Source organism: Desulfovibrio aminophilus DSM 12254 (assembly GCF_000422565.1).
GTDB lineage: Bacteria > Desulfobacterota > Desulfovibrionia > Desulfovibrionales > Desulfovibrionaceae > Aminidesulfovibrio > Aminidesulfovibrio aminophilus.
In genome coordinates this window covers 1-17,868 of sequence record NZ_KE383877.1, presented here as the reverse complement: position 1 = coordinate 17,868, position 17,868 = coordinate 1, and the positions used below count along the sequence as shown (strand labels likewise).

Here is a 17,868-nt window from a genome sequence, read left to right as displayed (position 1 = left end):
GTTCGTCTCTTTTGCCTTTTCATGAACCCCCGAAGGGGGTCAGGTGGAAGTGACCCGGCAGAGGGTGAAGGAATAGACCCGGCCCTTGTCCAAACGGACGATGATGGTGCGCTCTTCGTAGAACCAGGCGTCATCGTCCGTGAAGTTCGGCTGGAGTCGGCTGTAATGCTCCCGCGACTCCGGGTCCATGGGAATCTCCAGGGTTTGGCCGTAGTAGAGCCGGGACGGGGTTTCCAGCATGGGCGCGCCCAGGAGCCGCACGGCCTCGTCGCGGGTCATGCCCAGGCGCAGCCCGGCCGCCGTGGCTGTGGTGAAGGTCCCCTTGGGCACGCGCGCGCACAGCCGGGCGTCCGTCAGCCTTCGCGCGGAATCCGCCAGCATCACCTGGACCACATCGCCGCGGAATCCCGAGAGCACGGCCACCACGCCGGAACCGGCCTCCTCGTAGCAATAGGCGAAGCGCTCCAGGCCGGGGATGGATCGGGCCTTGCCGAAGCGGCGCAGGATGTCCGCTTCGGTGTCCTTTTCCAGCGTGACCCAGGGCAGGACGAACAGCCGTTCGTCGAGCGGGGTGTCTCTCTTCCCTTCGAAGCTGAACCCATCCCCGGTGGGTGGAAAGAGCTGCTCGTCCAGGACGAACGACGTCTCATCGGCTCGGGCCGGAACAACCGGGAGCAGGATGCAGGCCGCTATCAGGACGACCCGGAACAGTTCAGCGAACCACACGGATGATGTCTCCTGGCTGGAGTTGGTGCCGTACCAGCGACGGAAGGATAATGCACCCCTGAGACGCAGTGCCGCGCTTCACTGGGTCCAAAAAATCGCCATGAACTTGGAATGTCTTTGGCCTACGTTCCGTCTCAAATACAGTATTTCCTGGCAATGGCCGCAGAATGAGCCGATGCCCCTTCCTCTTCTGGTCCACGCCAACCACTTCCCAATCTCCACGCGGTGTTGGGCCAATATTTGGCACGTGCTGCATGTCAGGATTATTTTTTCCTTTCCCGGCTCCAGAATATTCTGTGGCCAACAAGTTGCCAGCACTGTCGAAGAACTTTCCAGTGGATTGTTCATAGATGTAAATCTTCGGCTTGCGCTGGGGGGCCGCATTCTCCGAGGACTTTTCATCCGCCTCTTGCGGCTCGGGCGTCGCCCGCATCGGAGCTTGCCCGGCATTGGGCAGATTGCCCGATTGAGCCTTGGCCGAGTGCGGATTCTCATCCAGCCAATGGGCCTCGGCTCGGAACTCGCCCCCATCAAGCAGGATGTCCCCACCGGCTTCGCCCCCTTCGGAGGTTTTCAGAAAGGCGGAAAGCAGGCTTCCGCCCCTGGTCTTTTCCCCCTCGGGCTTCTCGCTCCAGGCCCCTTCTCCGGGCCCGGCGTAGCGGCCCAGCTCATCGTAGGGCTGCTGGTCGCCGTGGGAGTTGGGCTTGGTGTGCCCGCTCAAGCCTCCCGCCACCAGGGACATCCGCCGCTTGGGCGGAGCCCAGTCGGGTTCCTTGGCCACCACCCACCAGTCCGGGCCGGACTGTGACTTTCTGCGTTCGTTGATCTGCCCGTAGGACTCCAGGGGCTGAAACTCCCCGCGTTCCGTCTGAATCCACAATTTCCGTCCTTTTCTGTCCCGCAGCATATGCCGCCTCCTATAGGTTTTCAACGAACCATAAGGGGCGTTTTGGGGGCTGGAGAAGAAAAGCAGGGGATATGCAGCTCATTGCAGCGAATTCGCACGTTGACAGGCCACGTCCTGCCCCCTTCGGGGGTTTCCAGAAAGGCGGAAAGCCGGGAATCTCCCTGCCTTTTTATAAACCCCCGAAGGGGGAAGACGGGAGCTCCTTGGCTGTTCCATGAACCGCCGAAGGCGGCTTTCTGTAACGCCCCGGAGGGGCCCGTTCTGCAAAAGGGTGACGCTGGCCCCGCCTTTCTAGAACCCGCCGAAGGCGGACGAAGGCGGGCGTAGGCGGGCGATTATTGGGAAATCGGGTCGTCCCAATAGCCGGCCCGGCGGGGCAGGTCCAAGGGCACGTCCACGCCATTTTGGAGCCTCAAGACGCCGCTTACTTTCCGCGCGGAGATCATACCCTGAAAATGCCCCGGATAATCCCACTCCGCCGGGGTGTCGAAGCTGATGGCGTTCCCTTCGATCCGCGCGGTCATCGACACGGAGGCTCGCTGACCCGCAGCTTGTGCGTGGGTTCTTTCCAATACACCCGGGAATACAGTGCGCTCTGCCCGGCGCGGGGCTCCACCGGCTTCAGGCCCGGCCCCTAGCCCTTCCACATTTCCTCCGCCCAGTCGTAATAGGCGGCCTTCAGGGTTTCCGTCCGTCCCTCGTAGGTCAGCAACACCTGATCGCCCTGAACCTCGTAATTGCACTTCTTTCCCTTGCGTTCCAGGTCCTTGCGCGGCCCGGAGCCGTCCGTGGCCTCCCAAACCTCGGTGACGATCCGGCACGCGCCGCCTTGTTCCAACTCAATGCACTCGTTCCACTCGGTTTCAGTGGCCAGGCAATACGAGCCGTGCAGATCCTGGGCGAGGGCCGGACTTGCCATGAGCATGAAGAGGATGAGGGATGCGGCTTTTTTCATTTCAGCGAAGCCTTCTTTCTTGAATATCAACCGCCGTGTCTTCGTGGCGAACGCACACCCTTCCGCAGCTCCCCGGGAGAGTCAATGCGGATCGGCGTCGAGGCGCAGGGCGTCCATTGGTTCTTGCCAGTAGATCAACGTCTTGTGCAGGATGGATTTCTCGGGAGCGGAACCGGCCCGCTTCAGGCCCGGCGACCAGCCCTTCCAGCCGAATTCCCGCCAGTCATACACGCCCGGGGCGAACACATCGGTGACGCGGCCATACGTCACCTCCAGCATGCCGTCATGCATCGCGTAGCCGCACTCAACGGTCTTTCGTTCCAGGCCATAGCGGGCTTCGGGCGCATCCGTCGGATCCCAGGCCTCATTGATGATCAGGCATTTTCCGCCGGGCTTCAATTCAATGCATTGGGTCCATTCCGATTCGGAGACGACGCAGTATTTCCCCGACAGGTCCTGGGCCGAGGCCGGGGCGGACGGCAGGATGAGCAGGCACAGAAGCATGAGATGGCGGATCGGCAGTGGTGTGTTCTTTGTCTGGTGCGGCATGAACGGCGTCTCCTTTTTCCGTCCTGAAAAGGGCCGAAGGCCCCCTGGTTCTTCATGTTCCTCGGAAGGGGCTTTTCATGAACCGCCGAAGGCGGTCAAGATGCTCTTTCGATGCAATCGCCTGCAAATCAGCTGCATTTCTTCGCGGGGGCCGGAAACCGGGGCTAGGCTGGGCGCAAACAGAGGAGGTTTGCGTCATGGCTTTTCCCCTGATCGGCGCCGTGGCCGGGGTGCTGACCACCATCGTCAACGGCGTGTCCGACCATCTCAAGGACCGCCAGGCCCTCAAGAAGGCGGTCATGGAGAACCGCATGCGCCTGGCCCAGTCCGACGCGGAGTTCAACCACGAATGGGAGATGCGCCAGCTGGAGAACGCGGGCTGGAAGGACGACGTGCTGTTCTTCGCCTGGATCGGGTTCTTCGTCTGGAGCGGGTTCTGCCCCGAGGACGCGGCGCGCGTGCTGCGAAGCTGGGAGATGCTCCCGGACTGGTTCCTGGAGATCACCTTCTGGATCGTGGCCGCCGTGCTCGGGGTCAAGAAGCTGGGCGACTACCTGCCCGGCGCGGTGCGCGGGGTGCGCGACGCCCTGGGAGGCGGCAAGTGACCCCCGCGCGCGAACCGTCTGGAACCTGGCGGCTGGAGCGCCGCCTGGACCTGGGCACGCTGCTCTCCGTGGCCTCGGCCCTGGCCGTGGCCGCCGCCCTGGTGAGCGGCCTGGGCGAGCGCCTGCGCGCCGCCGAGGATCAGATCTGTCGCGTGGAGCGGCGGCTGGAGGAGGGGCAGGCCACGGCCCTCAAGGTCGAGCGGGTGGAAGAGCGGATCGTGAGCATCCAGGCCATGCTCCAGGAGATCAAGGACCAGCTCAAGACCCGCCGGGAGGGCCGCTGACATGGCCCCGAGGAAGAAGGCCAAGGCCTCGACGGTGCCGGCGCTTGAAGCTCCGGCCCCGGAAACGGCGCCCAGGGCGTCCGCGCTCTACGCCCCGCACCGCTGGCAGGCCGAGATCGAGTCGCGGCTGAAACGTTTTTCCGTGCTCGTCTGCCACCGCCGCTTCGGCAAGACCGTGCTCTCGGTGAACCGGCTCATCGCGGCGGCGCTCTCCACGGACCGGCCGGACTGGCGCGGGGCCTACATCGCGCCCTACTGCAAGCAGGCCAAGACCGTGGTCTGGGACTACCTCAAGCGCTACTGCGGGCCGGACTCCGGCGTGGAGGCCCGTTTCAGCGAGTCCGAGCTGCGGGCGGACTTGGCCAACGGTGCGCGCATCCGCCTGCTGGGGGCCAACGATCCGGACTCCCTGCGCGGGGTCTACCTGGACGGCGCGGTGTTCGACGAGATGGCCCAGATGCCGCTGCGGGTCTGGAGCGAGGTCATCCGCCCGGCCCTGGCCGACCGCAAGGGCTGGGCCCTGTTCATCGGCACGCCCCAGGGCCGCAACGTCTTCCACGACCTCTTCCGCCGGGCCCAGCGCGACCCGGACTGGTACGCCGGGCTCTACCGGGCGAGCTTCACCGGCCTGCTGGACCCGGACGAGCTGGCCGCCGCCCAGCGGGAGATGAGCCCCGAGGAGTACGAACAGGAATTCGAGTGTTCGTTCACGGCGGCGGTGCGCGGGGCCTACTTCGGCGGGCTCATGGCCGACCTGGAGCGCGACGGCCGCCTGGGCGTGGCGCCCCACGACCCGGCCATGCCCGTGCACACGGCCTGGGACCTGGGCATGTCCGACTCCACGGCGGTCTGGTTCTTCCAGGCCGCGCCCGGCGGCGAGATCCGGCTGGTGGACTACTATGAGAACTCCGGCATGGGCCTGGACCACTACGTCAAGGTGCTGGACGGCAAGCCCTATACCTACGGCAGCCACATCGCGCCCCACGACATCCGCGTGCGCGAGCTGGGCACGGGCAAATCCCGGCTGGAGATGGCCCGAAGCCTGGGCCTGCGCTTCGAGGTCTGCCCGAACATTCCCCTGGCCGACGGCATCAACGCGGTGCGCGCCCTGCTGCCGCGCTGCCGCTTCGACGCCGGGCGCTGCGAGCAGGGCGTGGAGGCCCTGCGCCACTACCGCCGCGAATACTCGGACCGGATGAACGCCTTCCGGCCCCTGCCCCTGCACGACTGGACGAGCCACGCCACGGACGCCTTCCGCTACCTGGCCGTGGGTTTCCGCCCGGCCCGCTCGGGCAGCCTGCCCCAGCGCACCATCAACGACTTCAACCCCTTCGGGAGGGAGAAATGAGCGTCCGCGCGAGCCGCGACATTCCCCCGGCCCTGGCCTATCTGCCGGACCTGGATCGCTACCGCTTCTTCGAGCTCTACGACGGCCGGGGCGTTTACGGCTTCGGTGCCCTGGCCGAGGGGCCGGACAACCTGGAGGCCCACCTGGAGCTGTCGCGCTTCGGGCCGCGCGTGCTGCGCTCCCTGCAAGGCGACGCCCTCTGGCTGCGGGCCGAGGCCGCCCGGCTGGGCAAGTCGCACGTCCTGGCCCTGCGCGCGGACCTGGACCGGCCCGACCCCCGCTGGCCCAAGTTTACCCGCCTCATGGGCTTCACCGGCCAGACGGTCGTGCAGGTGGCGCGGCTGGATGCCTCCGCCTTCGGCGGTTCATAGAAAGGCGGAGGAGGCTCCCGGTGCTTCGCCGGTTTCCAGAAAGGCGAAGAGGTGAAAGCCTTTTCGCCTTTTCTATAATCCCCCGAAGGGGGTCAGTCGAGGGAGACGCCTTGCTCGGCGGCGTGTTTCTTGAATGACTCCACCATGCGGTCGAGTTCCTTCTGGAGATCCTCGTTGACCTGGACCAGGTCGGCTTCCCCGCGTTCCGGGGCATGGAAGTGGCGCACGAGGAAGTCCGCCCGCCGCCGCACCCATTCGCCGCGCAGGAGAGCCTCCATCCTGGCGTATCCGGCCCGCTGGTCCGGGACGGAGAGGCCCTGGGCCTTAAGGCGCGGCGCCAGCTTCGACACGGCGGCCTGGTAGTCCTCGGCCGCCTTGGCCAGGAGCCGCACACGCACGGAGGTGTTCTCGCAGATCCGCGCGTGGCGGGCCAGCGAGCGCCAGCAGATTTCGTTTTCGCTGGACGTTTCCTTGCTCGTGATGGTGGTGGTGTCCGTGCCGTTCGAGGCGGCGAGCATGGTGTCCAGGAATCCGTCGATCCCCATCTGCACGTCCACGAACTCCCCCTGCGCCCGCAGGAAGTCGTCCGCCGCGACGAGATACGCGCGCGTCAGTTCCGCGTTTTCGGAGCGCAGGAAATTCCAGAAGGACGGATTCCTGGCGGCGTCCTCCCCGATGTACTTCAGATTGTAGTCGAGTTTCTGCGCGACCGATTTCAGGGGGGCGTCGGCTTTCGGGATGTTTTCAAGGCCGCCGGCCCGGTTGGACACGATCGCGTCCAGGTTATGCAGGTGCTCGAGGAGGGACAGCGCGGCGATCGCGAGCGCGAGGGCCAGGACGATGAGCAGCAGGATGCGTTTCCACATGGCGTCGTTTCCCCTTGGATCGCATTGTTTCGTCGGGACCGCCCGAACTATTCCCGGTGGGCCTGGAAGAACCTGTAGATCGTGGGGCAGTCCCCGCAATCCGGGAGGTCGCCGCCGGTGGTGAAGCGCACGGCCTCGCGGATATTGAACCCGTCGTCGATGGTGCCCTTGTCGCGCACATACAGCAGCCAGCCGCCGGTGACGAACTCGTGGGGCCCGGCGAAGAAGCGGTCCACGGTGCGGGACAGGACGTAGACGCTCTCGCCCTCGTCCGGGGCCAGGCCCCGTCTTTCCAACTCCGCCGCCAGATCCGGCTGGACCGCGTCGAAGGTGAAGCCGGGCTCGTCGGCCATGCGGACGGCGAAGTACTTCATGTCCACATCCAGGTCGGCGATGCTCACGGGAAGGGCGGAGATGGACCGGACCCGGCTGTCCAGCCTGGCCAGGCGGCCCGCCTCATGACTCTCGTACAGGGCGTCCGTGTACAGGAAGAACCCCGCCGCGCCGAGCAGGGCCAGGACCGCGCCGAGACACCAGGCCGCGAAGCGGAGGCGGCGGCCCCTCTTGCGGATGGACATCACGAGGAGGCCGACGAGCCAGACCAGCAGGGCCAGGCCCAGGGCCGCCAAGAGCATGAAGGTGGCGGATTCCGCCTCCTGGTACAGGAACACGATCAGGGAACGCATCAGTCACTCCAGGTTTGTCGTGTGGGGAAACATCATCCGCCATGCCCGGTCGGTTCCGGCCACCGGGCCAGGGGGGAGGGAGAGGATCCTCGGCGTCCCCCCGGCCGCCGCTTCCCGCGCCTACGTCTCCGCGACACGGTCCGCGCATGCGGACCGGCCCGGAGGCGGGGCGTGGAGCAGCCCGGGGTCGAGCGGTTCGGCGGCCGCCGCGTTCAGGGTCTGGAAGAGTTTTTCGGGAGTGGAGAAGAGGACCGCCGCCAGCACGGTCTCCAGCAGCCCGAAGGCCGCCTCGCCCCGGCGTTGCGCGTCGGCCAGGGCGCGCGCGAGACGGTCCGGGTCGCCGCCCTCCACCGCGTTCACCACGTCCGCGACCTCGGCCAGGGCGGAACCGCCGGAGGTTCTGGCGGGCTCCTCGATGAACAGGAACCCCGCTCGGCGGCAGGCCAGGCGTATCGCCAGGATTTCCACCGCCTGTTCCGGCGGCGGGGCGTCGGGCGAGAGCGCGAAGGGGGCCTTGGACTCTCCACCCCGGAGCAGGTCGTCGCCTTCCTCGGCTCCCAGTTCCTTCATGAAGTCGATCACGCCCTGGGGCAGGGGATGGAACTCGTCGTAGGCGGCCAGCCGGTCGCGCGCCTGGGCCAGGAGGCCGTCCGCGTCGAGGGCCTCGGTCAGGGCGCGGACGGCCTCGTCCAGGTGCCCGGGTGCGCAGCCGGTCCAGCGGTCGCAGTCCCGGCGCAGCATGTCGAAGGCCGCCGGGGCCAGGCCTCGGCCGAGGAATGTGAGCAGATCGCGGTCAAAGGGAGGGGTGCGGACGAGAATGGCCAGGTCGCGGTTGCTCACCCGGCCGAGCAAGGCCCGCAGCGCGGGGAGCGACAGGCCCCGGACAGGGCCGCGCAGGGCGAGAATCTCCCCGTTCAGGCGTTCCGCGCACTCCGGCCCCAGGGGCGGCGTGCCGCCCGACGACGCGTCCTCAAGCATACATACCTCACAGCCCGGCGTTGCAAACCTGAACCGCTCGGCATCCGCTCGATGGCGCGGAATCGAGCCGAAACTCACCAAACCGGATTCCTTAGCAAAAAAGTGCCACGAGAAGCAAGCCCCGGCTCCCCGCCTTCGCCCCCTTCGGGGGAGTATAGAAATGCGGGAAAGGCTTCCGGCTCTCCGCCTTTCAATAAACCCCCGAAGGGGGTATGAGGGAGGTGGCGCGGAAGCGCCGCAAACCGAAAAAAGGAGGGGACCATGACCTTCGACGACATCCTCGTGCCCGTGGACGGCTCCGACGCCTCGCTCACGGCGGCCCGCCACGCCCGCGCGCTGGCCGAAGCCTTCGGCGGCCGGGTCACGCTGGTCCACGTGGTGCCCAACGCGGCCTATCTCGTGGGCGACGCCATCATCGTGCCGCCGCTGCTGCTGAACGAGCTGGACGAGAACGGCAAGGTCGTCATGGAGAAGGCCCGGGCCGTGTTCCAGGGTTTCACCGGCGAACTGGCCGAGGAGACGCTCCACGGCGACCCGGGCGCGGCCGTGTCCGCCCTGGCCAAGGAACGCGGCTGCACCCTGGTGATCATGGGCCGCCGGGGCCTGGGCGGGCTGGCGGGCCTGCTGCTCGGCAGCGTCAGCAACTACGTCCTGCACAACACCGCCTGCCCCACGCTCATCGTCAAGGAGACCGGCTTCGCCGGGGTATAGAAAGGCGGAAATCGAGCGCCCTCCCCGCCTTCCCATAAACTCCCGAAGGGGACCGGCTTCGCCGGTTTTCAGAAAGACCGAGAGGCGGGGACATGTCGGCCTTTCCATAATCCCCCGAACGGGGTATGCGTCAATGCATACGTCCTGACTCATCTCCATGGGAGGCCGCATGACCAGCGAACGCGCCGGGGAACCGGAAGAGGTGTCGGCCGGGCAGGCCGGGGAAGAGCGGACCGGGGTCGAGGAGGGCGGACGTCCGGCGCGGAGCCGCGAGGTCGCGGCCGAGAGCCGGAAGGTGCGCCAGGCCGTGGTGGTGATTCACGGAGTCGGCGAGCAGCGGCCCATGGACACCCTGCGCGGGTTCGTGGAGGCGGTGCTGGACCCCGATCCCCGCTACAAGCGCAAGTACCGCAGCAAACCCGACGCCATGAACGAGCTGCTGGAGACCCGCTGTCTCCAGGCTCCGCGCAACCACGGGGCCGGGCGGCCGCTGACGGATTTCTACGAATACTACTGGGCGCACCACATGGAGGGCTCGACCTACGGCCACGTGCTCGGCTGGGCCTGGGAGCTGCTCCGGCGGCGGCCCTCCTCGGTGCCCGGAGCGCTGCGGCCCGCGTATTACGCGATCTGGTCCCTGCTGGCGGCCGCGCTGGCGTTCGCCCTCGGCATCGTCGACCTGAGCCTGTTCCGCTTCATTCCCATTCCGACCTGGAGCACGGGCCTGCTGACCGGCCTGAGCGGCCTGGCCTCGCTGGTTCTGCCGATCCTGCTGAAGAAGGTCGTGCTCGGCGTGGTGGCGGACGCGGCCCGCTACCTCTCGCCCACGCCGGGCAACATCGCGGCGCGCAACACGATCCGCGCCGAGGGCCTGAAGCTCCTCCGGGCGCTGCACGCCTCGGGAAAGTACACGCGCATCGTGATCGTGGGCCACAGCCTGGGTTCGGTGATCGGCTACGACATCATCCGCAACCTCTGGACGGACCTGCGCAAGCCGGACCCGCCCAACCCGGGCAAGCAGCTGGAACTCAAGGGATTCGGCAAGGAGGCGGAGAAGGTGAACGCCGACTCGGGCCCGGCCGGGATCGAGGCCTACCGGCAGGCCCAACACCGGCTCTGGGCCGAGAATGTCGGCGTGGGGGTTCCCTGGCTGGTGACGGACTTCGTGACCCTGGGCGCGCCCCTGGCCCACGGGCAACTGCTCATGGCCCGCACGCCTGAGGAGTTCGCGGCCACGAAGGAGCAGTACGAATACCCCTGCTGCCCGCCGGTGCTCGACGAGCCCCTGGGCTACGAGCAGCACTACGACATCGGGACGGAGCAGGGGCCGGTCCGGCGCAGCGTGCGGCTCCTGCACCACGGCGCGCCCTTCGCGCCCACGCGCTGGACCAACATCTACTTCCCCTACCATCGCCTCATCTTCGGGGACATGATCGGCGGGCCGCTGGGCCCGGTGTTCGGCCGAGGCGTCCGCGACGTGGCCGCCACGCCCGCCGACGGGTTCCTGTCGCGCACCGTGTGCTGCCACACCCAGTATTGGGACGAGGGCGGCGCGGGAGGAACGCCGAAAAGCGGAACCTCCGCGCTCAAGGCCCTGGGCGTCGCCCTGGGCCTGGACTTCCTCAAGGGCAAACACTCGCGCGAAGGCTCCGGCACGGCTTCGCCGGAGCATGGAAAGGCGAACGGCGGGAGCCTCTCGGCCGTTCCATAAACCCCCGAAGGGGGCCGGCTTCGCCGGTTCATGGAGAGGCGAAGAGATTCCTCCCCGCCTTTCTGAAAACCGCCGAAGGCGGTCAGCGGGGGATGATCACGTTGTCGTCGTCGTAGACGCCCTGGGCCGCTGTGGTGTGGCAGGCCGGACAGTTGGCGAGGCCGCCGACCGAGGGCCGCTTGAGCACGGCGTCGTCCAGTTCATGGTGCTTGTGCAGGATGTAGGGCACGTCGGTGATCCGGGCGGGCGTGGTCGAGCCGAGGCCGCGCATGATCTTTTCGGCGCGTCTGGAGGGGAAGCGGTCGGCGGCGTTGGCTTCAAGATAGGCGGCCAGCTCGGCCTCGCGGCCGTCCGGCAGGACCACGGGATTGCCGAAGTGGTCGTCCAGCCCCGCGAGGACGGCCTTCCAGGAACCGGACGGCAACAGCCAGGGCTGATAGGCGAAATGGCAGCCGCCGCAGCTTTCGTCGTAGGCCGCGTTTCGGGGCAGGGTTCCGCATTCGCTCCGGCGGTCGCGGTTCTTTCCGTGGCCGTCGGCCAGGAGCCAGGTCGGAGACGCGGCGCAGAGGAGCAGGGCCGCGCACAGGGAGAGCAGAGTCCGCTTGTTCATGGGCGTTCTCCTTCCGGTGAGGGATCCCGTTACGCTAGACCATGCCCGGGGAAGAGGCAACCGGATCGGTGGGGCTTCGCCCCGTTTCAGAAAGACGGAAGAAAACTCTCTGCTTTTTGGGCCGACCGTGGAGCGGGTTCCAGCGGGCAAAGCCCGCTGGAACCCGCTCCACTATCCGGTCCAGGGCCGTGCCCTGGCCAGGGGTCCGGGGGCGGGGAGCCCCCGGGGTTTCCTGTCCGCTATTCGTCTTCTCCCGCCGTGCGCATGTCCGCGATGACGGTCTTGAGGGCCGAGGCCATGCGGGCGACCTCGGCGGTGGCCTCGGCGGACTGGCTCATGGTGTGGGCGGTGTCTTCCGCGATGTGGTTGATCTCGTCCACGGAACGGGTGATCTGCTCGCTGGCGGCGGACTGCTCCTCGGCGGCGGTGGCGATGGAGCGGACGCGATCGGCGGTGCCCACGGAGACCTCGACGATGGACTTGAGGGAGTCGCCAGCGCGGCGCACGAGCTCGGCTCCGTTTTGCACGTCCTGGCCCGCCCGGTCCATGTGCTCGATGTTGACCCGGGCGCTGTCCTGGATTCCGGCGATGGCCGTGTGGACTTCCTTGGTGGCGTTCATGGTCTTCTCGGCCAGCTTGCGGACCTCGTCGGCCACGACCGCGAAGCCGCGTCCGGCCTCTCCCGCGCGGGCGGCCTCGATGGCCGCGTTCAGGGCCAGGAGGTTGGTCTGGTCCGCGATGTCGGTGATGATCTCGATGACCTTGCCGATGTCCTCCACCTGATCGCCGAGGGCGTGCAGGCTTTCGCCCATGCGGGCCGTGTCGTCGCGCACGGCCTCGATGGCGGCCACCGCCTTGTCGGCGATGGTTTCGCCCTGCTGGGCGCGTTCGCGGGCCTGATCGGCGTTGCCCGCCGCGTCGGCGGCGTTGCGGGCCACCTCCAGGACCGTGGCGTTCATCTGCTCGATGGCCGCGGCGGTCTCCTGGGTCCGTTCGCGCTGGTGGCCGGAGCCGGTGCTGGCCTCCTCGATCTGGGCCGAGAGCTGTGCGGCGGCGGTCGCCAGACGGTCGGAGATCTCGTCGGCGCGGGTCGCGGCCTGGGCCAGCAGGGCGTGCTGGGTTTCGATGCGCTTCTGCTGGGTGCGGATCGCGGTGACGTCGCTCCAGAAGTAGATCGCGCCGAGGAGTTCGCCGTCCATGTCGAAGAAGGGGGTGGCCTGGGCGCTGGAGTAGCCGCGCCTGCCGGAGGGAGTGGTGAACTCGCGTTCGCCGCTGAGCGGGCGGCGTTCCTTGATGGCCTTCTCGGCCAGGGTCACGCGCACGGGATCGTTCCAGAGGAACACGCCGGGCTTCTGGCCCACGTACTGCTCAAGCGGGCCGGTCTTTTCCAGGAAGTCGCAGATGAGCTGGTTGAGCCAGAGGATGGTTCCCTCGGGGCCCACGAGCATGCAGGGGGTGGGGATGCCCTTGAGCACGCCCTCGGAGAAGCCGAGCTTGTTCTTGAGCTGGCCGACCATGGAGCCGAGGTCGTGGGCCAGCTTGGCCAGTTCGTCGGAACCCTTGACGTCGAAGCGGACGTCGAAGTCGCCGGAGCTGACCTTGCCCGCGGCGTCGGCGATGGACTGGAAGCGGGAGATGAGGATGCGCCGGATGGCCACCACCGAGGCGGCGATCAGGAGAATCAGGCCCACCGCGCCGCTGGCGGCGGAGGTCAGGGCCTGGCGGTTCATTGCCGCCCATTCGCCGCTCACGTCCGCGAGCAGGACCATCTGGCCCAGGATGGGCTGGCTCGCGCCGTGGCAGTGGTGGCAGCGCGGGGCGTTGGGGATGGAGATGACCCGGGCCACGCGGTGCCTGCCGCCGCTGTCCAGGAATGTGGACTCGCGGATGGGCTGCTTGAGTCCGCGTTCCAGCAGAGGGCGGATGGCCGCGTCGGGCAGGGCTTCGATCACGGGGCGGCGCAGCGCCGCCTCGTCCGTGCCGTAGGTCACGCTGCCGTCAAAGGCGGTCATGTAGGCGGCCACGTGGGGGAACTTCTCCTTGATGGCGTGGAATTCCTTGGTGGTGCCCTCGCTGTCGCCCACGACCATGGGTTTTTCGATGCCCATGAAGAGCACGTCGGCCTCCTCGGCGGCGGCCTTCTTGATGGAGGAGGACATGAGCGAACGCTGGGCCAGGGAGTTCTGGAGCAGCACTCCGGCGAAGGCGGCGGTGGCGATGAGGGCCACGAGCAGAGTCAGCTTGGCGTTGATGGAATCGCGGATGTTCATCCCGGCCTCCTAGTGCGCGCCGGCGGCGATCAGGGGCTTGAAGCGGAAGTCGGCCACGCGCTCGGCGTTGTGGCAGGTCTGGCAGTCGGCCAACTCGGGCGTGCGGCGGATGTCCTTGGGATCGCCGGAGGCGGCGTGGACCGAGCCGGGGCCGTGGCAGGTCTCGCAACCCACGTCGGCGAGGTCGGGGGTCTGCTCGATGCTCACGAAGCCGCCGGGTTTGCGGTGCCCGGTGGTATGACAGTCGTAGCAGCCCTGCAACTCCTGCGGGGTGAGCTTTTTACGCATCACCGCGATGGATTTCCAGGAGTGCGCCTTCTTGGAGTATTTACTGAACCGGGAATGCTCTTTTTCGTGACACTGGGAGCATACCTTTGAACCGACGTAAGAGGCTTGTTCGGCGGCTTCTGCCTGGCAATGGAAAAGAATTGAAGCAGCAAGGAGAGACATGAAGATGAATTTCATCTCGTGCATGGCTTCCTCCAGTATTCATCGTTTGCTGGTCTCCGGCCGCTGCCTTTGATCACACATTCTTAAACGAAGAATCGCGAAAGGAACAACGCTTCAAATTGACTCGTATTGCGTGGATGTTGTTCTGTCAATGTAACGAAATGCAGGAATGGTGGCACGTCGCCGAGGGGTTGGAAAATCTTTCATAAACCTGGGAGGTTGGATGAAATGTTTTTTTTGGCATGATGCGGCGGGCGGCGCAGCCGGGGGGCCTTCGGCCCGGCTTCGCCGGTTTTCAATGAGACAGGGAGGCGGCATCCCCGGCCCCACGGATGTTCACGCCGCCGTGAAAGGAGAAAGAGGAGAGAGCCGGGAGCCTCTTTGCCTTTCTATAACCCCCCGAAGGGGGCTAGCGGATGACGAAGCAGGCGCTGCAGCGGGCCACGACCGCGCCTTGGTGGTCGCGGATTTCGGCCTCGGCGAAAGCGATGCGTTGGCCTTTGCGGACCACCTGGGCCTCGCAGACGAGGGGCGGTCCGTCCACGGCCGAGGCGGTGACCGGGTTGAAGAAGCGGGTGCTCATCTCCACGGTGGCCGTGGTCTGGCCCGGCTTGAGGGTGCGCAGCACGGCGTGGGCCATGGTCTCGTCCAGGAGGGTGGCCATGATCCCCCCGGCCAGGACGCTGCCGCCCTGGAGGGTCTCGGCCCGGGGCGTGAGGCGCAGGACGGTCTTTTCGTCGTCCATGCCGACCACTTCGATGCCCAGGAAGTTGAAGAGGTTGTTCACGCTCTGGCCCGGCCGGGACACGGCTTCCAGGTAAGCGGCGGGATCGTTCATGACGCGGCCTCCCGTAGCCCGGCGGTGAGGGATTGCTCCATCCATTCGCGCAGTTCGGAGAGCCGGATCACGGCCTCCACGCTGGAGGGGGGCAGGGCGCCGGGCTGGACTTCCAGGGTGATGTAACGACTGTAGCCGCGCTCCGCAAGCCGGGTCAGGATCCCATGCAGCGGCAGGTTTCCCTGGCCGGGCAGGAGATGTTCCTGGAATCCCCTGGCGTCGGAGAAGTGGACGTTGGCCAGGAGGTCGGCGGGCACGCGGTCCAGGGCCCGCAGGGGATCGCGGCCGGAAACGCCCAGGTGGCAGACGTCCAGGGTCAGCCACAGGTTGCGCGAACGGCAGGCGTCCAGCAGCTCGTCCAACGGGTCGCGGCCGAACGGCGAGGCGTCCGGCGGCCAGGGCAGGTTCTCCAGCGACAGGCCCACGCGGCCCCGGGCGTCCAGCAGCAGCGGCAGGTCCACGGCCCGGGCGAACCAGCGTCCGGCCCCGGCCTCGGACCTGCCCGGCGGGTGCTGGGTCACGTTCCCGGCCAGGGGCAGGGAATTGGCCAAGGCCACGGCCGCGCGCCAGGACTCCACGTAGCCGCCCCAGCGGTCGTGTCCCCGGAAGGGCGCGTGCAGGCTGCGGACGGGCAGGATGGCGTCCACCGCGTCCATGCCCGGCCCCGGGGCCATGAGCGGATCGTTGATGATCAGCTCCAGGCCGCCGAAACCGGCCTGGGCCGCGATTTCAGCGATCTCCGGCAGGGAACGCTGGAACAGGCAGCCCGTGGACAGGAGCAGCATGGGTCCGTCGACTTCCATGATCCTCTCATGACACGAAACCGGAGGTTTTGGGCAGACTTTTCGACGAACGGTCCGGCTGCGCCGGTTCATTGAGCGGCGAGAGCCTCGTGACCTTTGCACGAACCGGCGAAGCCGGGCGGGCTTGCCAACCGCTCGCGCCCCGGCTAAGGCTGGAGGCATGAAGCAGATTCTGGTCGTCCTCGCCCTGCTGGCCGGGGCCCTGATGCCCGTGCAGGCCGGGATCAACGCCCGGCTGCGGCTGACGCTCGGCACGCCGGAGCAGGCCGCCCTGGTCTCCTTCGCGGTGGGCACCCTGGCCCTGGCCGCCTACGCCCTGATCCTGCGTCTGCCCTGGCCCCCGGCCGCCGAGATGTCCCAGGCCCCCTGGTGGTCCTGGACCGGCGGCGTGCTCGGGGCCTTCTTCGTGGCCGTGACGGTCATGCTCGCCCCGCGCCTGGGCGCGGCCACCATGATGGCCTGGATCATCGCCGGGCAGCTGGCGGCCTCCATCGCCCTGGACCACTTCGGCCTCGTGGGCTACGCCCTGCGCGAGGCCAGCCCCCTGCGGATGCTGGGCGCGGCGTTGCTCGTGGCCGGGGCCGTGCTGGTCCAGCGTTTCTAGTCCGTCTTGACAGCGCCCCGTCCTTGGGGCAGGATCACCTTTCCCGAGGGGGAGTAGCCGCATCGGGCAGGGTCAACATCCTGGCGTCACCGCCTGGCCCTGTCGCGGGTTCGGAACCTGCTGGCGAGACCTTCGGCATGAACATTCATGCCGGAGGCTTTTTTTATCGCCCCGGCCGAGAGGAGGTTCCGAACCATGTCCAAGTATCTTCCCTTGTCCCTGGCTCTTCTGTTGGCCCTGCCCGGGCCGATCCTGCGTCTGCTGGAGATCCATCCGTCCGCGCCGGTCATGGCCCTGGTCGCGGGCACGGCGATCCTGGCCGCGTCCTTCCTGCTGCTTTGGGCCTGCGACGTGGCCCAGATGGACATCCCCCAGAGCCTGGCCCTGGCCGTGGTGGCCTTCATCGCCGTGCTCCCCGAGTACGCGGTGGACATGTACTTCACCTGGATGGCCGGGCAGCATCCCGAGTCCAGCTACGCCCACTACGCCATCGCCAACATGACCGGGGCCAACCGCCTGCTCATCGGCGTGGCCTGGGCCGCCGTGGCCGGACTCTTCTGGCTCAAGACCCGCAACCGCGTGACCCTGGCCCCGGAACGCCGCACCGAGGTGCTCTTCCTCGGCCTGGCCACGGCCTACGCCATGCTCGTGCCCCTCAAGGGCAGCCTGACCTGGTACGACGGCATGGTCCTCGTGGGCCTCTATGTCTGGTACATCCGCCTGGCGGGCAAGCGGCCCTGCGAGGAGTGCGAACTGCACGGCACCGCCGACCTCATCGGCAGTCTGCCCAAGAACCGCCGCCGCGCCGCCACCATCGCCCTGTTCCTCTTCGCCGCCGGGGTCATCCTGGCCTGCGCCGAGCCCTTCAGCGAAAGCCTCGTGGCCTCGGGCAAGATTTTCGGCGTGGACGAGTTCCTCCTGGTCCAGTGGCTGGCGCCCATCGCCTCCGAGGCCCCGGAGTTCATCGTGGCCATCATGTTCGTGCTGCGCGGCGACGCGGCCACGGCCCTGGGCAGCCTGCTTTCGGCCAAGCTCAACCAGTGGACCCTGCTGGTGGGCATGATCCCCTGGGTCTACGCCGTGAGCAGCGGCGGGCTCTCGCCCATTCCCCTGGACCATTTCCAGATGCAGGAGGTGCTGCTCACCGCGGCCCAGTCGCTTCTGGCCGTGGCCATGCTCGCCGGGCTGACCCTGGGCCCGCGCGCGGCGGCCGTGCTCTTCGTCCTCTTCGTGGGCCAGCTCGTCTCGCCCCTGTTCCTGGCCGAGGCCCACATCGGCATTCCCCCGAGCCAGGCCCATCCGTTCTTCTCCGCCCTCTACCTGGCCTCGTTCACGGTCCTGGCCTTCCACCGCCGCCGTGAAATCCTCGAACTCCGACGGGGCTTCACCATCTAACCGCCTTCGTCGCCGCCTTCGTCGCCGCCTTCGGCGGTTCCCAGAAAGTCGGCCGCCTTCGGCGGTATACAGAAAGGCGGGGAGGCTCTCGGTTTACGAAGAAGGAAAGGCGGGACATGGTTCCCGCCTTTTGTTTTTCGAAGGGGGCCGAAGGCCCTTGCTTTTTTTGAAACCGGCGAAGCCGGACGAAGGGGGCGGGGC

20 protein-coding genes are annotated in these 17,868 nt (G+C 67.3%); 8 read left to right on the top strand and 12 right to left on the bottom strand.

The genetic code is table 11. From position 1 onward, the window contains the following. Nucleotides 1–39 precede the first annotated feature (39 nt). The 4 genes from H587_RS0116010 to H587_RS0115990 all read right to left on the bottom strand — a co-directional run bounded on the left by H587_RS0116010 (nucleotide 40) and on the right by H587_RS0115990 (nucleotide 3,137). Nucleotides 40–726, bottom strand: a complete 687-nt coding sequence (locus H587_RS0116010) for a hypothetical protein (protein WP_027177089.1) — start codon at nucleotides 724–726, stop codon at nucleotides 40–42. Beyond that, nucleotides 713–1,633: a tlde1 domain-containing protein gene (locus H587_RS19990; RefSeq protein ID WP_051203061.1), complete on the bottom strand. Its 921-nt coding sequence runs from the start codon at nucleotides 1,631–1,633 to the stop codon at nucleotides 713–715. The genes H587_RS0116010 and H587_RS19990 overlap by 14 nt, the downstream gene beginning before the upstream one ends. A gap of 634 nt (nucleotides 1,634–2,267) precedes the next feature. Continuing rightward, a complete protein-coding gene (locus tag H587_RS0115995; RefSeq protein WP_027177086.1) occupies nucleotides 2,268–2,588 on the bottom strand; it encodes a hypothetical protein in 321 nt (106 codons plus the stop codon). Between the two features lie 81 nt (nucleotides 2,589–2,669). After that, a complete protein-coding gene (locus tag H587_RS0115990) occupies nucleotides 2,670–3,137 on the bottom strand; it encodes a hypothetical protein (RefSeq protein ID WP_027177085.1) in 468 nt (155 codons plus the stop codon). A 197-nt stretch (nucleotides 3,138–3,334) separates the two neighbouring features. Between H587_RS0115990 and H587_RS0115985 the strand changes: the two genes are divergently transcribed. Genes H587_RS0115985 through H587_RS0115970 form a run of 4 tightly spaced genes read left to right on the top strand, consistent with a single transcriptional unit; the run spans nucleotide 3,335 to nucleotide 5,745 of the window. After that, entirely contained in the window at nucleotides 3,335–3,742 is a 408-nt protein-coding gene (locus H587_RS0115985) for a hypothetical protein (protein ID WP_027177084.1), read from the top strand. Further along, nucleotides 3,739–4,026 (top strand): hypothetical protein, encoded by a 288-nt coding sequence (locus H587_RS0115980; protein ID WP_027177083.1) that lies wholly within the window; start codon nucleotides 3,739–3,741, stop codon nucleotides 4,024–4,026. Before H587_RS0115985 ends, H587_RS0115980 begins: the two co-directional genes overlap by 4 nt. Before the next feature lies 1 nt (nucleotide 4,027). After that, the gene (locus tag H587_RS19270) at nucleotides 4,028–5,374 is read left to right on the top strand and encodes a terminase large subunit domain-containing protein (protein ID WP_084630956.1); all 1,347 of its coding nucleotides are present in this window, start codon (nucleotides 4,028–4,030) and stop codon (nucleotides 5,372–5,374) included. Further along, nucleotides 5,371–5,745: a hypothetical protein gene (locus H587_RS0115970; RefSeq protein WP_027177082.1), complete on the top strand. Its 375-nt coding sequence runs from the start codon at nucleotides 5,371–5,373 to the stop codon at nucleotides 5,743–5,745. Before H587_RS19270 ends, H587_RS0115970 begins: the two co-directional genes overlap by 4 nt. Before the next feature lie 92 nt (nucleotides 5,746–5,837). Here H587_RS0115970 and H587_RS0115965 read toward each other — a convergent pair whose 3' ends face one another. From H587_RS0115965 to H587_RS0115955, 3 genes are all read right to left on the bottom strand, one after another. Beyond that, a complete protein-coding gene (locus H587_RS0115965; RefSeq protein WP_027177081.1) occupies nucleotides 5,838–6,611 on the bottom strand; it encodes a hypothetical protein in 774 nt (257 codons plus the stop codon). A gap of 47 nt (nucleotides 6,612–6,658) precedes the next feature. After that, nucleotides 6,659–7,297 (bottom strand): hypothetical protein, encoded by a 639-nt coding sequence (locus tag H587_RS0115960; RefSeq protein ID WP_027177080.1) that lies wholly within the window; start codon nucleotides 7,295–7,297, stop codon nucleotides 6,659–6,661. A gap of 120 nt (nucleotides 7,298–7,417) precedes the next feature. Then, on the bottom strand, nucleotides 7,418–8,275 hold the full coding sequence (locus H587_RS0115955; RefSeq protein WP_027177079.1) for a hypothetical protein: 858 nt from the start codon (nucleotides 8,273–8,275) through the stop codon (nucleotides 7,418–7,420). Between the two features lie 261 nt (nucleotides 8,276–8,536). Between H587_RS0115955 and H587_RS0115950 the strand changes: the two genes are divergently transcribed. Beyond that, nucleotides 8,537–8,986, top strand: a complete 450-nt coding sequence (locus H587_RS0115950) for a universal stress protein (RefSeq protein ID WP_027177078.1) — start codon at nucleotides 8,537–8,539, stop codon at nucleotides 8,984–8,986. A 169-nt stretch (nucleotides 8,987–9,155) separates the two neighbouring features. After that, nucleotides 9,156–10,697, top strand: coding sequence for a hypothetical protein (locus H587_RS19265; protein ID WP_051203059.1), 1,542 nt, complete (start codon nucleotides 9,156–9,158; stop codon nucleotides 10,695–10,697). Nucleotides 10,698–10,779: 82 nt separating this feature from the next. Here H587_RS19265 and H587_RS0115940 read toward each other — a convergent pair whose 3' ends face one another. The 5 genes from H587_RS0115940 to H587_RS0115920 all read right to left on the bottom strand — a co-directional run bounded on the left by H587_RS0115940 (nucleotide 10,780) and on the right by H587_RS0115920 (nucleotide 15,668). Next, nucleotides 10,780–11,307, bottom strand: a complete 528-nt coding sequence (locus tag H587_RS0115940; RefSeq protein ID WP_027177077.1) for a diheme cytochrome c — start codon at nucleotides 11,305–11,307, stop codon at nucleotides 10,780–10,782. Between the two features lie 239 nt (nucleotides 11,308–11,546). Then, a complete protein-coding gene (locus H587_RS0115935; RefSeq protein WP_027177076.1) occupies nucleotides 11,547–13,577 on the bottom strand; it encodes a methyl-accepting chemotaxis protein in 2,031 nt (676 codons plus the stop codon). Between the two features lie 9 nt (nucleotides 13,578–13,586). Continuing rightward, a complete protein-coding gene (locus H587_RS0115930) occupies nucleotides 13,587–14,027 on the bottom strand; it encodes a cytochrome c family protein (protein ID WP_245560905.1) in 441 nt (146 codons plus the stop codon). A gap of 409 nt (nucleotides 14,028–14,436) precedes the next feature. Further along, a complete protein-coding gene (locus tag H587_RS0115925) occupies nucleotides 14,437–14,865 on the bottom strand; it encodes a PaaI family thioesterase (protein WP_027177074.1) in 429 nt (142 codons plus the stop codon). Continuing rightward, nucleotides 14,862–15,668: a sugar phosphate isomerase/epimerase family protein gene (locus tag H587_RS0115920; RefSeq protein WP_034609790.1), complete on the bottom strand. Its 807-nt coding sequence runs from the start codon at nucleotides 15,666–15,668 to the stop codon at nucleotides 14,862–14,864. Before H587_RS0115920 ends, H587_RS0115925 begins: the two co-directional genes overlap by 4 nt. Nucleotides 15,669–15,828: 160 nt before the next feature. On the opposite strand from H587_RS0115920, the gene H587_RS0115915 reads away from it, so the two are divergent. After that, a complete protein-coding gene (locus tag H587_RS0115915) occupies nucleotides 15,829–16,272 on the top strand; it encodes a DMT family transporter (protein WP_027177072.1) in 444 nt (147 codons plus the stop codon). A 195-nt stretch (nucleotides 16,273–16,467) separates the two neighbouring features. After that, the gene (locus tag H587_RS0115910; protein ID WP_027177071.1) at nucleotides 16,468–17,667 is read left to right on the top strand and encodes a sodium:calcium antiporter; all 1,200 of its coding nucleotides are present in this window, start codon (nucleotides 16,468–16,470) and stop codon (nucleotides 17,665–17,667) included. Nucleotides 17,668–17,868 lie beyond the last annotated feature (201 nt).

What these genes read in the sequence shown, in the direction of transcription:
- H587_RS0115950 (WP_027177078.1), top strand. Translation starts at nt 8,537, where the DNA reads ATGACCTTCGACGACATCCTCGTGCCCGTGGACGGCTCCGACGCCTCG.
- H587_RS19990 (WP_051203061.1), bottom strand. Translation starts at nt 1,633, where the DNA reads ATGCTGCGGGACAGAAAAGGACGGAAATTGTGGATTCAGACGGAACGC.
- H587_RS0115965 (WP_027177081.1), bottom strand. Translation starts at nt 6,611, where the DNA reads ATGTGGAAACGCATCCTGCTGCTCATCGTCCTGGCCCTCGCGCTCGCG.
- H587_RS0115925 (WP_027177074.1), bottom strand. Translation starts at nt 14,865, where the DNA reads ATGAACGATCCCGCCGCTTACCTGGAAGCCGTGTCCCGGCCGGGCCAG.
- H587_RS0115940 (WP_027177077.1), bottom strand. Translation starts at nt 11,307, where the DNA reads ATGAACAAGCGGACTCTGCTCTCCCTGTGCGCGGCCCTGCTCCTCTGC.
- H587_RS0115985 (WP_027177084.1), top strand. Translation starts at nt 3,335, where the DNA reads ATGGCTTTTCCCCTGATCGGCGCCGTGGCCGGGGTGCTGACCACCATC.
- H587_RS0115995 (WP_027177086.1), bottom strand. Translation starts at nt 2,588, where the DNA reads ATGAAAAAAGCCGCATCCCTCATCCTCTTCATGCTCATGGCAAGTCCG.
- H587_RS0115910 (WP_027177071.1), top strand. Translation starts at nt 16,468, where the DNA reads ATGTCCAAGTATCTTCCCTTGTCCCTGGCTCTTCTGTTGGCCCTGCCC.
- H587_RS0115970 (WP_027177082.1), top strand. Translation starts at nt 5,371, where the DNA reads ATGAGCGTCCGCGCGAGCCGCGACATTCCCCCGGCCCTGGCCTATCTG.
- H587_RS0115915 (WP_027177072.1), top strand. Translation starts at nt 15,829, where the DNA reads ATGAAGCAGATTCTGGTCGTCCTCGCCCTGCTGGCCGGGGCCCTGATG.
- H587_RS0115935 (WP_027177076.1), bottom strand. Translation starts at nt 13,577, where the DNA reads ATGAACATCCGCGATTCCATCAACGCCAAGCTGACTCTGCTCGTGGCC.
- H587_RS19265 (WP_051203059.1), top strand. Translation starts at nt 9,156, where the DNA reads ATGACCAGCGAACGCGCCGGGGAACCGGAAGAGGTGTCGGCCGGGCAG.
- H587_RS0115990 (WP_027177085.1), bottom strand. Translation starts at nt 3,137, where the DNA reads ATGCCGCACCAGACAAAGAACACACCACTGCCGATCCGCCATCTCATG.
- H587_RS19270 (WP_084630956.1), top strand. Translation starts at nt 4,028, where the DNA reads ATGGCCCCGAGGAAGAAGGCCAAGGCCTCGACGGTGCCGGCGCTTGAA.
- H587_RS0115930 (WP_245560905.1), bottom strand. Translation starts at nt 14,027, where the DNA reads ATGTCTCTCCTTGCTGCTTCAATTCTTTTCCATTGCCAGGCAGAAGCC.
- H587_RS0115960 (WP_027177080.1), bottom strand. Translation starts at nt 7,297, where the DNA reads ATGCGTTCCCTGATCGTGTTCCTGTACCAGGAGGCGGAATCCGCCACC.
- H587_RS0115920 (WP_034609790.1), bottom strand. Translation starts at nt 15,668, where the DNA reads ATGGAAGTCGACGGACCCATGCTGCTCCTGTCCACGGGCTGCCTGTTC.
- H587_RS0115955 (WP_027177079.1), bottom strand. Translation starts at nt 8,275, where the DNA reads ATGCTTGAGGACGCGTCGTCGGGCGGCACGCCGCCCCTGGGGCCGGAG.